The organism is Nonomuraea glycinis, from assembly GCF_014646515.1.
GTDB classification, from domain to species: Bacteria; Actinomycetota; Actinomycetes; order Streptosporangiales; family Streptosporangiaceae; genus Nonomuraea; species Nonomuraea glycinis.
In genome coordinates this window covers 722,020-735,749 of record NZ_BMNK01000001.1, presented here as the reverse complement: position 1 = coordinate 735,749, position 13,730 = coordinate 722,020, and the positions used below count along the sequence as shown (strand labels likewise).

Sequence of the window (13,730 nt, the reverse complement as noted above, 5' to 3'; positions counted from 1 at the left end):
TCGGTCAGGAGGTGAGTTCCACCCCGTCGATCTCAGGGCCGTTCGGCGGCTTCTGGTAGCCGTGCGCGGTCATGCGGGTCTCGGGCATCTTCTCGCACGGCACGCAGTCGGGCCAGAAACGCTCCGGCGTGCGACCGCTCACCGGATTGCGGTAGTGGAACCACATCGGCAGAATGGCGGGCCACTCGACGAACGTGCCCGTCCCCCCGCGGAACCCCTCCTGACGCCAGCCCAGGTCAGTGAGCGGGATGTCCGGCGGGTACGTGCTCAGCAGGCGGCTCGGCGGTGGCGGTGGCGCGCCTTCCGGTCGGGCCACCGCGGACGCCCAGCCGCCCTTCCAGTCGGGCGAGGCGAAGTAGTGTTCGTCGATGGTCAGGCTCCACAGCCGCCAGATGCCGTCCTCCAGCACGGCCTGATCGTTCGGATACATCCCGGAGTGCAGGCCGCCCATGTAGAAGGCGGTCGACGAGCTGTCCGGTTCCTTCGACGTCCGGGGCTGGAACAGCCGGGTGCGCAGGTTCGCCGACCGGCCGTCCTGCGACACGTGGATCACGGGCTGGGTGCGCCAGTGGAACGAGATCGCGGCACGGCGTGCGGGAGACGGGCCCCAGCTCGCGCCGGCCGCGCCGATGATCCGGTCGCGACCGACGAAGTAGCCCGCGAACGGCGACTGCTTGTGGCCGTCGACCGCGAAGATCGCCGCCATGTCGGACCATTGGAAATCGTCGAGGTAGTAGCCGTAGGCGGACGAGACGTTCTCGACCCCGTCGTACGCCTGGGAGCGGGCGAGCCGGCGCGCGAGGTCGGCCGGATCGAGCGGGGCTTCGTCCGGCCGGCGCGCGAGGTCGGCCAGATCGAGCGGGGCTTCGTCCGGCCGGCTCGGGGGCGTTTCGCCGGACAGCGCACCGGACGCCGCGTCGAGAAACGCTGGAATGTCGCCGTCCGGGGTGGACGGCTGTTCCGGGCCGTGGCCGCTCGGCGGCGCGATGCCGCCGTTGCCCCACCCCTCGGCGTAGTCGGCGCGAAGCAGCGGCGTCAGCGATACCTCCTTGAGTTTCCACAGGCCACCCTCCTTGACGAAGCGGTTGCGGAACACGGAGAACTCCCAGAAGCCCACGCGCTTCGCCGCATCGCCCACAAGCCCCAGCTCGATCCCCCGGCTCAACGCCTCCCGGCCCCCGGGCAGTACCTCGACGACGAGATCGAAGATCAGCCGCTCGTTGAGCAGGCCGTGGGCGAGGCCCTCCGGGCCCATCCGTTCCATGGCCCGGCGAACGCCGGCGCGTCCCGGGTGATCGCCCACACCGGCGACCGTGACGATCCCGTCCTCGGCGAAGAGATCGACGACATCGCTCCACATCCGGCGATCGACGTAGTATCCGTAGGCGTTCTGGAGGTTGCGAATCGCGTCCTCGTCGTTCAGCCTGCGGATCCTGCCGGCCAGTTCTTCGAGGGTCGCGCCGCTGCGCGGGGCGGCGCCGACCGGCGCCGGGATCGGCACCCCCGTCTCATCGCTGGTGAAGTGCTTCGGCACGATCGGCAGATCCTGGCCGCCGACGTTGGCCCAGCCGTCGTGATAGTCGCCTTCGAACTGGGGGTGGTAACGCATGCTCGCGATGAGCCAGCGCCCGTCCTGCACGACATAGTCGTTCTCGTAGATCCCCCCTTCGATGCGCGCCGTTCCTCTGCCGTCGCCGAGGAAGCGCATGGTCATCCACCGGGCCTGGGCCGTGCGCGCGTCGACCGAGAGGTTCGCCAGCGGCTCGTCGATGATCTCGGTGTGCAGCGAGCCCGGTGCGCGGCCGTTCATGTCTCCCGCACGGGCTTCCAGCCATGCCCTGATCGCCTCGCGGCCGGTCACGGTCTCCTCGCCCCACCGCAGGGTGCCGTCATCGGCGAAGAGCGCGGCCATCGCATGCCACTGCCCGAACTGACCGTGCTGCGCGTAGCCGCGCTGCACGTTCTTGACGGCGCGCAGCGACTCGACCCGCGCGACATCGCGCGCGAGCTCATCGATCGCCCGCCGCTCCTGCGTGCTCATCCCTGCTCGCTCCTCCTCCCTCTCACTCACTCAGCGACAAAGCTGCTGCGGGCGATATGACGGACACCGCCATTGGCCTGTACGGCATCGTCGCGGCTGTTGAAGTAATAGATCGCGCCGATCCGGCCCGGCTCGACCTCGAAGGCGTTCGGATAGCCCAGGTCCCAGCTGCCGCCGTCATCGCGGACGATGATCTCAGGACCCCAGCTCCTGCCTTCGTCCTCGCTCACCACGGCGCGGATGCCGTAGGGCTTGAGGCGGTATCCGTAGACGACGACCAGCCGTCCGTCCGCCATGGCGACCAGGCTGCCCGGCGCTCCGTAGTCGTTGACCCGCGACAGGAACTGCCACGTCAGGCCGCCGTCGTCGCTGGCGAACAGCTCCGTCCACATGACGCCGGTGGGGTCGCGCTGGGAGCGCAGCGTGCACAAAATGCGGCCGCTCGGCAGCATCACCGCGCGGGGATAGAACCAGCGGTGACCGCCGAAGCGATAAGTGCTCTTCCAGTCCCCTTCCGCCGAGGCGAAGGGATCCTGCTTGGGCGTGATGAAGGACAGGAAATGGAACTCCGTGCCGTCGTCGGTGCCGGCGTACACCACCGGCCGGCGGTTCCACCCGTCCTCGCTGATCAGGGTCAGGAACAGCAGACAGCGGCCGTCGGGTCTCACCAGCGCCGAGTTGATCGCCGACAGCGAGTGCAGGCCGTCCAGCGGCAGCTCGACGGGCGGCGTCCAACTGTGTCCCGCGTCCGTCGAGACGCGAACGAAGGAACGGCTCTCCGGCTTGCCGAAATCGATGCTGCTGTTGCCCACCAGGACGTCGCGATCCAGGAAGTCGAAGGGCCCCCACTGGGAAAGATCCCGAGGGCTGCCTTCCGCCGCCGGGGTCGGACGCGCGTAGACATCGAACGCGGGATCCCCCCACGTGCGTCCGCGATCGGCCGACCGCATCGTCACCAACCGGCTCCCGCGACCGCCACGCTCGCCGAGCTGATCATGGCTGATCTTGGCGGGGTCGCTGTAGTCGGCGTCCAGTGACATGAAATTGGCGACGAACTCGCCCGATGCCGTCTCCCAGAAGCCCATCGTATAGGGCCATGCGCAGAACTCCCCGTCGCGGCGATAGACGACCGCGTGATCCACGTCCTTGGCCGCGCGCGGCGGGCTGAATCTCCTCATCATCTTCCCTCCTCTCAGGCGTTCTTCGAATAGACGCGGGCGGCGTTGTCATGGAGGAACTTGCGCGCTTCTTCCGCCGTCAGGAAATCGGCCGCCCCACGGGCCATGGCCGCTTTCTCGGTGTAGTTCCAGAGCATGCTCTGGCCCACGTCGGAGCCCCACACGAGGCGGTCGGGGCCGAAGCTGTCGACCATCCGCCGCACGATGTGCGCCGGCCGCACGTCCTCCGCGACCAGCCGCTCCATGTTGATCTCGGTGATCTTGAAATGTACGTTCGGCACGTCGTCGAAGATGTCGATCGTCTGGTCGATCCCGAAATGCGGCGGGCCGGGCAGATGCACCTCCTCGCCCGCTTCCTGGGCGAGCCGGACCTCGTACTGCGTCATCCCGAACGGCATGCCGCCATGGTCGAGCAGGATCGGCAGGTCGGGGAACTGACGCGCGATGATCTTGATGAGCGGCAGCAGGTACGGGAGCTGCTTCATGAACAGGATCAGGGTCATCGGCGTCCCGAGCTCAGCGCACGTCCGCCACACCTCCATCGCCTGCGGCGAGCTCAGCCATGCGGTGTCCAGGATCCACGGCCGGGTATGCGCCATGCGGAATCCGCGGACGTGGTCGTTCTTGACCATTTCCCGATAACGCTCGGGAGTGGCCGGGTCCTGGGGGTCGAGTATCACCACCGGATGCAGTCGGCCAGGAAACTTCCGAGCCGATTCGAGAATATAACTGTTGTCATGACCGTAGAGATGACCGCGTTGCACGAGACACGCTTCGTTGACGCCGTGTTCGTCCATCATCGCGATCAGCGCTTCGGCCGTCACGGTGAAGTCGGTGCGCTTCGGTGTCGGCAGATCGGGCCTCAGGGCCTTGGGCCGGTACGTATCCCAATCGTCAGAGATCAGATGCGCGTGCGTATCGAAAAGCGGCGAGACCATGTTGCTCCGTTTCACTCGGATGGCTGGAACTGCGGACCGGATGACGCCGTGACCTGAATCGCGGGAGCGTCACTTCTTCGGCGACATCGTCAGCCAGGCCTTACGCTCCGGCGGCGATTGCGGCTTGTCATGCCCCTGCCAGCGCGCGGTGCTGATCGTCGAGAAGGAGCCGTTGAACCACGCGAGCGGCGCGTGGAACATCAGCTTCGCCGCCTTGGCCTGCATCTTCTTGAACGCCTCGGCCCGCTTGGCCTTGTCGTTGGTGTTGAGCGCGGCGGCAGCGGCGGCGTCGATCTCCGGATCGCAGACGCCGGACGGGTTCGCCGCGGCCGTCTTCTTCTCGTTGCACTCGTACCAGCGAGTGATGCCGATGCTCGGATCGGCCCCGAGGTTGGTCCGCAAGAAGGAGAGGTCGAAGTCGCCCTCGGTGTACATCTTCTCGTTGTAGACCGCGCCCGAGGTGCCGACGAGTTCGGTGCCGATGCCGACCTCCGCCAGCATGGACTTCGCCATCTCGGCCGTCTTGGCGACCTCGCTCAGCGGGGTGATGTAGCGCACCTTCAAGGTGAACCTCGTGCCGTCGGACCCTCGTTCGAAGCCGGCCGCGTCGAGGGTCTTGTTGATCGCGTCGAGATCGCGCGGGAAGTCCCTGCCGAAGTCGACGTCCGGGTTGATCGCCCAGTCCAGCGACTTCGGGAAGAACCCCTCGGTGGGAGTCCCCAGCCCCGACAGCGCCGTCTTGGCGATGGCGTCGCGATCGAGTGCCGCGAACACCGCGGCCCGCACGGCCGGGTCCTTGAGGTGCTCGCTCCGCGTGTTCTGCATCATGATGACCACCTGGGGGAACATCCCGTGCGTGAGCAGCTGGGCGTTCTCGTCGGTGGAGACCCGGCCCTGCTGCGACGGATCCAGCACGGCCTCGTCGATCTCGCCGGCGAACAGGGCCTCCGCCCGGCTGTTGGGATCGGCCATGACGGTGAAGACGGCGCGGTCGACCCGCACCTCGCCCTCCCAGAAGTCCGGGTTCTTCAGGAGCACGACCTCCTGACCCGGGGTGTAGGAGCCGAACTTCATCGGGCCGGTGCCGATCGGCTTCTTGTTCGCCTCGTTCGTGACGTAGTCGGTCCCGGCGTAGACGTGCTTGGGCAGCATGAACTGCTGCGCGACCGTTTCCAGCAGCGGGCCGTAGGGCTTGTCGAGGTGCACCACGACCGTGGACGCGCCGGTGATCTCGACCGACTTGATCCGCTTGGCGAGCAGCGCGCCGAAGGTCTGCAGCGGCACGATCTCCTCGAAGTTGAACTTCACGTCCTCGGCGGTGAACGGCTTGCCGTCGTGCCACTTCACGCCCTCGCGCAGGTGCAACGTCAGGTCCAGCCCGTCCGGGCTGACCTGCCACTCCTTCGCCAGGCCGGGCGAGATCTGGTAGTCGTCGGAGATCCGGATCAGGGGATCCATGATCTGCGAGCTGAACAGCAGCGAGATCGGGGCGCTGACGAACTGCGCGTTCAGCCCCAGGGTCATGGGGTCGCCGCCGACCGCCTGCACGTACACGCTGCCGTCCGCGCCGCTCTGTCCGGCGCACGCGCTCATCGTGAGCACGCCCGCCATCAGGGCCGCCGCGAGCGCTCCGCCGCGTCTGGTCCTCTTCGTCTTCAGCATCTGCACGAGCTCCTGTCCGTCTTACCGAGCCGGCGTCATCTTCGACCAGGGCAGGCGCTCCGCCATCACCCGCGGTGCGTCCTGTCCCTGCCAGCGCGTGGTGCTGATCGTCGGGAAGGCGCCGTTGAACCAGGCGAGCGGCGCGTAGTACATCAGCTCCGCCGCCCGGGCCTGCATCTTCTTGAGCGCCTCGGCCCGCTTGGCCTTGTCGTTGGTGTCGAGGGCGGCGGCAGCGGCGGCGTCGATCTCCGGATCGCAGATGTGGGTGGGGTTGGAGCCCGGGTTCCGCTTCTTGTTGCACTGGTACCAGTTGGCGATGCCGAGGCTCGGGTCGGGCCCGGTGGTCATCCGGACGAAGGCGAGATCGAATTCGCTCTTCTTGTACAGCTTCTCGCTGTACACCGCGCCGCCCGCGCTGGTGATCTTGGTGGCGATGCCGAGCTCCTTGAGCATCGACTGCGCCATCTGGACGGTCGCGCCGACCTCGGTCAGCGTGAAGATGTAGAGGATGTTCAGGGTGAATCTCGTGCCGTCGGGCCCTCGTTCGAAGCCGGCGTCATCGAGGGTCTTGTTGATCGCGTCGAGATCGCGCGGGAAGTCCTTGTCGAAGTCGACCTCGGGGCTGACCGCCCAATCGAAGGAGGGCGGGACGAAGCCGGTCGCGGTCTTCCCGATCCCGGACATCGCCGTCTTCGCGAAGGCGTCACGGTCGAGCGCCGCGAACAGGGCGGCGCGGACGGCCTGGTCCTTGAGGTACGTGCTCTGCGTGTTGAACATCATCGACACCATCTGCGGGAACATCCCGTGCGTGAGCAGCTCGGTGTTCTCGTCGGTGGAGATCCGCCCCTGCTGCGACGGGTCCAGCACGGCGCCATCGATCTCACCGGCGACCAGTGCCTCCGCCCGGCTGTTGGGATCGGCCATGACCGTGTAGACGGCCCGGTCCACCTGGGACTTCTCGCCCCAGTAGTCCGGATTCTTGACGAGCGAGACCTCCTGGCCCGGGGTGTAGGAGCCGTACTTCATCGGGCCGGTGCCGATCGGCTTCTTGTTCGCCTCGTTGGTGATGTAGTCGGTTCCCGCATAGATGTGCTTGGGCAGCATGAACTGCTGGGAGACCGTTTCCAGCAGCGGGCCGTAGGGCTTGTCGAGGTGCACCACGACCGTGGACGCGCCGGTGATCTCCACCGACTTGATCCGCTTGGCGAGCAGCGCGCCGAAGGTCTGCAGCGGCACGATCTCCTCGAAGTTGAACTTCACGTCCTCGGCGGTGAACGGCTTGCCGTCGTGCCACTTCACGCCCTCACGCAGGTGCAACGTCAGGTCCAGCCCGTCCGGGCTCACCTGCCACTCCTTCGCCAGACCGGGCGACATCTTGTAGTCGTCCGAGAGGAAGATCAGGGTGTCCTCCAGCTGCGCGCTGAACAGGATGGGGTACGTACCGCCCGTTAACTGAGCGTTCAAACCCGTGGTCATGGGGTCGCCATTGACCGCGTACACGTACACCTTGTCCTCCGCGCCGCCGCTCTCTCCGGCGCATGCGCTGATCGCGAGCACGCCCGCCATCAGGGCGGCGAGCACTCTGCCGCGTCTTGTCCTCTTCGTTCTCACGCTCTTCTGCCTCTCTGCCCGGTCCTCAGACCTCGCGGGCCGTGCTGTCCAGTGATCGATCGGAGCGCGCCCGGTGCAGGACCGGCGCGGCTGCCAGCAAGGTCTGGGTGTACGGGTGCGACGGGTCGGCGAAGATGGCCTCCTTGGCGCCCTCTTCGACGATCTCGCCCGATCGCATGACATAGACGTAGTCGGCCACCTTCCGCACGACCGGGAGGTCGTGGGTGATGAAGACGTAGCCGACGCCGAGCCGGTCCTTCAGGTCGGCCATGACCCGCAGCACGCCGGCCTTCACCGACGCGTCGAGCGCGGAAACGGCTTCGTCGGCCACGATGATCTGCGGATTCAGCGCGACGGCCCTGGCGATGAGCACGCGCTGGCGCTGACCACCGCTGAGCTCGTGGGGGAAGCGGTCGAGGAACTCCTCGGCGGGGTTCAGGCCGACCAGGTGCAGCGCCTCGCGAACCTTCTCGCGCACCTGTACGCGGGTCGTGGCGATGCGGTGCAACCGGATCACCTCGCCGACGGTCTGCTCGACGCGCTTGCGGGGGTTCAGCGACCCCGCGGGGTCCTGCAGCACCGCCTGCACGTGGCGCCGGTACTGGACGCGCTCCTTCTTCGTCATCGCCGAGATCGGCACTCCGTCCAGCTCGACCCCGCCGGAGCTGGGTGGGATCAGGTCGAGCAGGATGCGGGCCAGCGTGCTCTTGCCGCTGCCGCTCTCCCCCACGATCGCCACGAAGTCGCCCGGCCTGGCGCGCAGCGTGGCGTCCCGGACGGCGTGCACCGTCTCCGTTCCCCGTCCCGACCGGAAGGTCTTCGAGACGTTCTTGGCCTCAAGAAGCATCGACGGCCTCCTCGGCCAGTTGTCGCCGCAGCTCGGGCGATATGGAGTAGAGCTCCACGCCGTCATCTGTCAGGCTGCGCACGCTGCGCAACAGGGCTTGGGTGTAGGCGTGCCGTGGCTCGTGCAGCACCTGCTCGGTGGCGCCCTCCTCGACGACGCGGCCGCCGTACATGACGTAGATGCGGTCGGTCATGTTCGCGACGACGGCGAGGTCGTGCGAGATCAGCATCAAGGAGGTGCCCAGGTCGGCGACCGTGGTGTCGAGGGTCTTCAGCACGCGCTGCTGGACGGTGACGTCGAGGGCCGTCGTCGGCTCGTCGGCGATGATCAGAGCAGGGAGCTTGGCGATCGCGATCGCGATCAGCACGCGCTGGCGCATCCCGCCGCTCAGTTCGTGCGGAAACCTGGCGGCGACCTGCTCGGGCCGCTCCAGACCCGCCTGCTCCAGGAACCGGTGCACCGCCCGGGTCCGAGCGGAGCCGTCGCCTTCCCGGCCCGGCGGGATGGACTCGGCGACCTGCCTGCCGACCCGCATCGTCGGGTTCAGGAACGTCAGCGGGTCCTGGAAGATCATGCCCACGCGGCTGCGCCGGATCTCGTCCCACGCCGCGGGCGGCGCGCCGACCATCTCCTGCCCCGAGATGCGGATCGATCCGTTCACCCGTACCCGCGGTGAGGTCGGCAGCAGTCCGGCGATGGATCGTCCCGTGACGGACTTCCCCGATCCGGACTCCCCGACGACACCGACCCGTTCACCGTCCCTGATCACCAGGTCCACGCGCCGGACCGCCTCGACCTCGCTGCGCTCCCCTGTCGGAAGTACGACCTGGAGCCCTTCCACCGAAACCAGCGGCGCCTCGTCTTGAGGAGCGTTCACTTGACCCTCCCGATCGTCGGGTTGAACGCGTCGTTGAGCGCGTCGCCGAGCATGTTGACGGCGAGCACGACGAGGAAGATGCAGGTGCCGGGCAGGAGAGCGAGCCACCAGCTGTCCCGCATGTAGGACTGCGCCTCGTTCAGCAGTCCGCCCCAGCTCGGGTTGCTCGGGTCGCCGACCCCGATGTACGCCAGACCGGACTCGATCAGGATCGCGCGCCCCACGGTCATGGTCGTGGCCACGAGCACGGGAGGCATGGCGTTCGGGATCACGTCGGACCAGAGGATGCGCAGGCTGTGGAAACCGGCCGCCTTCTGCGACTCGACGTAGCCGAGCTTCGAGATCCGCATCGCCTCGGCCCGCACGATGCGGCCGACGCCGGGCCACATCGTGATCGCCAGCAGCGCGCCGACGATGACGATGTTGGAGCCGAGCACCGCCGCCGCGACCAGCGCGAGCACGAGGCCGGGGAGCACCTGGAAGAACTCGGCGATCTTGACCATGGCGGTGTCGATCCAGCCGCCGAAGTATCCCGCCAGGCCGCCGACGATCAGCCCGAACGTCATGCACAGCACCGCGACGCTGAAGCCCACCAGCAGCGAGATCTGCCCGCCGTAGACGACGCGCGCGAGGTAGTCGCGGCCGAGCATGTCGGTGCCGAACGGGTGCTCCGCGCTGGGCGGGAGCAGCTTCGGGAAGCTGGTCGCCACCGGGTCGGTCACGAAGAACGGACCGATCACCGCGACGAGCACGAAGATGATCACGAGCGGGAGGAACACCAGGGTGGAGGGCCGGCGCAGGAACGCGCGCCAGGCCGCGCCCTGCCCGCCATGGGAACGTTCCCGCACGGCGAGCGGGGCGGTGCGCGCGTCCGGCGCCGGCGAGGACGGCCCTGTCGTACGTGTCTCCTGACGGGTCATGTCGTCACCTCCTGCTTGGGCGCGAGCCGGGCGCGGAGCCGGGGGTCGACGATCCCGTAGATCACGTCAGTGATGATGTTGACGATGATGATCGTGATGGTGAGCATGATCGTGATCCCGAGCACGACCATGTTGTTCTTCCGTTCAATGGCGTCGACGAACAGCAACCCCATCCCCGGCCAGCCGAACACCCGCTCGACGAGCACGGAGCCCGCCAGGATGAACCCCAGGCTGTAGCCCGAGACCGTGACCAGCGGCAGCAGGCCGTTCGGCAGCGCGTGCCGCCACAGCACCCGCCGCGACGACAGTCCCTTCGACCGCGCCGTGTCGATGTAGTCCTGCCCCAGCGACTCGATCACCGCCGAACGCGCGATCCGGGCCTTGTACGCCAGCTCGGTGGTGGCCATCGTGATGATCGGTAGCACCATGTACTCCCAGTAGATGCCTGGCTGGCCGTACGGGCTCTTGCCATGCGTCGGCAGCCAGCCGAGCGTGATCGAGAACACCATGATCAGCAACATGCCGAACCAGAAGTTCGGAATGGAGAACAGGCCGACTGCGATGCCCGAGATGCCGCCGTCGAGCCAGCGCTTCCGCGTGCGGGCCGCGATCGATCCCAGCACGATCCCGCCCAGGGTGGACAGGATGAAGGAGGGCATCGCGATGGCGAGCGTGTTGCCCGCACGACTGAGGATAATGTCCAGGACCGGCTCGGCGTTGGTGGCGAACGAATATCCGAGGTCACCCCTGAGCACGTTGCCGAGGTAGATCAGGTAACGCTCCCAGAGCGGCTTGTCCAGGCCGTAGGCCGCCATGATGCGCTCGCGGAACTCCTCGGTGAGCGGCACGTCGCCCACGAGAGCCTGAACCGGGTCGCCGGGTGCGAGTTCGAGCAGGAAGAACAGCACCGTGATGACGACGATGAAAAGAATGAACGACGACAGCAGCAATCTGCCGTAATGGAGAAGCCCTGCCTTCATCGGTGACTCCTTGCGCTCTAGTGCGTTGTCGCGCCGAGGCCGGCACCTCGAGGGACGGTCAACGCGATGTGCTTCTACTCGCCGGGCTCGATGCTGTCGTCGGCTTCTGGCGGGGGATCGCTCCTCATCGCATCTCCACGAGGTTCCGTATTTTTGTTCATTTCACGATCTCACTGCGCGGAATACGAACATAAAGTGACGGAGCATCGACGTCAAGAGCGAGTCCCATCACGACGTCGCACCTCTCTCCAGGCCTATGACCACGGATGTAAGCCTCTTGCAGGCGTTCTCGACGAGGCGGTGAATAAACTCTGATTATTCTTCCGTATGGCGAAAGGAGGGTTGCATATGTCGAACACAGAGAGATCTTCGACTGGCACGCTCGCCTGACATCGGATGCCGAACGACGCGAGGGGGCATCGCACCGACGCTCAGGGTGGGTCTTACCCGTGCCTCGGCGGCTACGGAGCGCAAGAAGGCGGCGTTGACCAGGGACGATCCACGACCCGCCGGCCCGCCGACGCCTATCGGCGGCCTCACTCGATCGTAGACAGGGGCGTTGACGTTACGTATGATGAACAAAGAGTTCACATTGCGTACTATGAGACATGGCCGCGCCGCGCCCAGGCTCAGCTGCCCGCGCACCTTCCCGTAGGCGGTTCACGCCGCCGCATCGGTTGACCTCTCCACTGTTAGCGCTAACGAACCGCCGACCGGCCGAGCCCCCTTCGGGCCTGGCGCCGGTAGAAGCGGCGGAAACGTACTGTCAAGAGCTCCTTAACATGCAGCCGGTCGGCGGCGGTGGCGCCCCGGCGCGCTCATCTCGGATCATCGGGTCGAAACGCGGCCGATCAGCGGGAACGTCAGCCTGAAACTTTCATGCAAGCCTTGGCTCGGCAAACTCGGCCGAAAGTTTCAAGCTGTCAAGCCGGGTGCCTGGCCTGCATACGTGGCATAGCCGGATAGGACGGCACCGAAACTTTTCATTACATCCTTGACAATTTTCGGTGGGATTCCCACACTAAGGGCCCGAGGTGATCTCCCCTACCGGCTCGGTGGTGCCACGGGGGGACTGCCGCCCCGACGCGATGTGCGTCCCCACCGGGGCGTGACTTCGGTCTGCGGGTGTGTCCCGCGCACTCCTGTCCCCATGATTCGCTTACGGAGGCTCGAACATGCGTGTCAACGCCACGTCCCCACCCACCGCCCGACGGCCGCTCGGGGCGCGCCGGGCGCTGATCACCGGCGCGCTCGGCGCACTCAGCCTGATCACGGCACTGGCGACCGCGATTCCGGCCGATGCCGCGGCGAGCACGCTCGGCGCGGCCGCCGCCCAGAGCGGCCGCTACTTCGGCACCGCCATCGCCTCCGGCAAGCTCGGCGACTCCGCCTACACGACGATCGCCAACCGCGAGTTCGACATGGTGACGGCCGAGAACGAGATGAAGATCGACGCCACCGAGCCCAACCGGGGGCAGTTCAACTTCAGCGCCGGCGACCGGGTCTACAACTGGGCCGTGCAGAACGGCAAGCGGGTGCGCGGGCACACCCTGGCCTGGCACAACCAGCAGCCGGGCTGGATGCAGTCGATGTCGGGCGGCTCGCTGCGCCAGGCGATGATCGACCACATCAACGGCGTGATGAACCACTACAAGGGCAAGATCTACGCCTGGGACGTGGTCAACGAGGCCTACGCCGACGGCAACTCCGGCGGCCGGCGCGACTCCAACCTCCAGCGCACCGGCAACGACTGGATCGAGGTCGCCTTCCGCACCGCACGCGCCGCCGACCCGGCCGCCAAGCTCTGCTACAACGACTACAACATCGACAACTGGTCCTGGGCCAAGACCCAGGGCGTCTACAACATGGTCCGCGACTTCAAGTCGCGCGGCGTGCCGATCGACTGCGTCGGCCTGCAGTCGCACTTCAACGGCAACAGCCCCTACACCAGCAACTACCGCACCACCATCCAGAGCTTCGCCGCCCTCGGCGTCGACGTACAGATCACCGAGCTGGACATCCAGGGCGGCTCGGCGACCACCTACGCCAACGTGACCAACGACTGCCTGGCCGTCCCCCGCTGCACGGGCATCACCGTGTGGGGCGTCCGCGACAGCGACTCCTGGCTGGGCGAGAACACCAGCCCCCTGCTCTTCGACCGCAACGGCAACAAGAAGGCCGCCTACACCTCGGTCCTCAACGCGCTCAACGCCGCGGACCCGAACCCGGACCCCGACCCGGATCCGGACCCGACGCCCACCCCCGGCAACGGGCAGATCACGAGCACGGCCTCCGGCCGCTGTGTGGACGTGCCCGGCGCCGGCACCACCGACGGCACCGCGGTGCAACTGTGGGACTGCAACGGCCAGAGCAACCAGCAGTGGACGCGGACCTCGGCAGGGGAGCTGAAGGTGTACGGCAACAAGTGCCTGGACGCCGCGGGCACGGCCAACGGCGCCAGGGTCCAGATCTACTCCTGCTGGGGTGGCGACAACCAGAAGTGGCGCGTCAACTCCGACGGCACGATCGTGGGCGTACAGTCCGGGCTGTGCCTCGACGCCGTCGGCGCCGGCACCGGCAACGGCACGGGGCTGCAGCTGTACAGCTGCTGGGGCGGCAACAACCAGAAGTGGACCTACAACGCGAGCACCGCGTGAGCTTCACCTCCCGTGCGCC

At 67.1% G+C, this 13,730-nt stretch carries 10 protein-coding genes; 1 reads left to right on the top strand and 9 read right to left on the bottom strand.

Annotation, left to right across the window (positions count from 1 at the left end; all coding sequences use genetic code 11):
* Positions 1-4: 4 nt before the first annotated feature.
* From IEY87_RS03385 to IEY87_RS03345, 9 genes are all read right to left on the bottom strand, one after another.
* Positions 5-2,041, bottom strand: a complete 2,037-nt coding sequence (locus IEY87_RS03385; RefSeq protein WP_189136957.1) for a nuclear transport factor 2 family protein — start codon at positions 2,039-2,041, stop codon at positions 5-7.
* A 26-nt stretch (positions 2,042-2,067) separates the two neighbouring features.
* Positions 2,068-3,222 carry a sialidase family protein gene (locus tag IEY87_RS03380; protein ID WP_189136956.1) on the bottom strand — a complete coding sequence of 385 codons (1,155 nt, stop codon included), beginning with the start codon at positions 3,220-3,222 and terminating at the stop codon, positions 2,068-2,070.
* Between the two features lie 11 nt (positions 3,223-3,233).
* The gene (locus IEY87_RS03375; protein ID WP_189136955.1) at positions 3,234-4,157 is read right to left on the bottom strand and encodes an amidohydrolase family protein; all 924 of its coding nucleotides are present in this window, start codon (positions 4,155-4,157) and stop codon (positions 3,234-3,236) included.
* 69 nt (positions 4,158-4,226) lie between these two features.
* A complete protein-coding gene (locus tag IEY87_RS03370) occupies positions 4,227-5,819 on the bottom strand; it encodes an ABC transporter substrate-binding protein (protein WP_189136954.1) in 1,593 nt (530 codons plus the stop codon).
* A gap of 21 nt (positions 5,820-5,840) precedes the next feature.
* On the bottom strand, positions 5,841-7,430 hold the full coding sequence (locus IEY87_RS03365) for an ABC transporter substrate-binding protein (protein WP_189136953.1): 1,590 nt from the start codon (positions 7,428-7,430) through the stop codon (positions 5,841-5,843).
* 25 nt (positions 7,431-7,455) lie between these two features.
* The gene (locus IEY87_RS03360; RefSeq protein ID WP_225276789.1) at positions 7,456-8,277 is read right to left on the bottom strand and encodes an ATP-binding cassette domain-containing protein; all 822 of its coding nucleotides are present in this window, start codon (positions 8,275-8,277) and stop codon (positions 7,456-7,458) included.
* Complete coding sequence (locus IEY87_RS03355; RefSeq protein WP_189136951.1) at positions 8,267-9,154, bottom strand: ABC transporter ATP-binding protein; 888 nt, start codon at positions 9,152-9,154, stop codon at positions 8,267-8,269. The genes IEY87_RS03360 and IEY87_RS03355 overlap by 11 nt, the downstream gene beginning before the upstream one ends.
* Complete coding sequence (locus IEY87_RS03350; RefSeq protein ID WP_189136950.1) at positions 9,151-10,074, bottom strand: ABC transporter permease; 924 nt, start codon at positions 10,072-10,074, stop codon at positions 9,151-9,153. The genes IEY87_RS03355 and IEY87_RS03350 overlap by 4 nt, the downstream gene beginning before the upstream one ends.
* Positions 10,071-11,054, bottom strand: coding sequence for an ABC transporter permease (locus IEY87_RS03345; protein ID WP_189136949.1), 984 nt, complete (start codon positions 11,052-11,054; stop codon positions 10,071-10,073). The genes IEY87_RS03350 and IEY87_RS03345 overlap by 4 nt, the downstream gene beginning before the upstream one ends.
* A 1,175-nt stretch (positions 11,055-12,229) precedes the next feature.
* Here IEY87_RS03345 and IEY87_RS03340 point away from each other — a divergent pair.
* The gene (locus IEY87_RS03340) at positions 12,230-13,711 is read left to right on the top strand and encodes an endo-1,4-beta-xylanase (RefSeq protein ID WP_189136948.1); all 1,482 of its coding nucleotides are present in this window, start codon (positions 12,230-12,232) and stop codon (positions 13,709-13,711) included.
* The last annotated feature ends 19 nt before the right edge of the window (positions 13,712-13,730 follow it).

Coding starts and splice junctions, on each gene's coding strand:
- IEY87_RS03385 (WP_189136957.1), bottom strand. CDS start 2,041: ATGAGCACGCAGGAGCGGCGGGCGATCGATGAGCTCGCGCGCGATGTC.
- IEY87_RS03380 (WP_189136956.1), bottom strand. CDS start 3,222: ATGATGAGGAGATTCAGCCCGCCGCGCGCGGCCAAGGACGTGGATCAC.
- IEY87_RS03375 (WP_189136955.1), bottom strand. CDS start 4,157: ATGGTCTCGCCGCTTTTCGATACGCACGCGCATCTGATCTCTGACGAT.
- IEY87_RS03370 (WP_189136954.1), bottom strand. CDS start 5,819: ATGCTGAAGACGAAGAGGACCAGACGCGGCGGAGCGCTCGCGGCGGCC.
- IEY87_RS03360 (WP_225276789.1), bottom strand. CDS start 8,277: ATGCTTCTTGAGGCCAAGAACGTCTCGAAGACCTTCCGGTCGGGACGG.
- IEY87_RS03350 (WP_189136950.1), bottom strand. CDS start 10,074: ATGACCCGTCAGGAGACACGTACGACAGGGCCGTCCTCGCCGGCGCCG.
- IEY87_RS03345 (WP_189136949.1), bottom strand. CDS start 11,054: ATGAAGGCAGGGCTTCTCCATTACGGCAGATTGCTGCTGTCGTCGTTC.
- IEY87_RS03340 (WP_189136948.1), top strand. CDS start 12,230: ATGCGTGTCAACGCCACGTCCCCACCCACCGCCCGACGGCCGCTCGGG.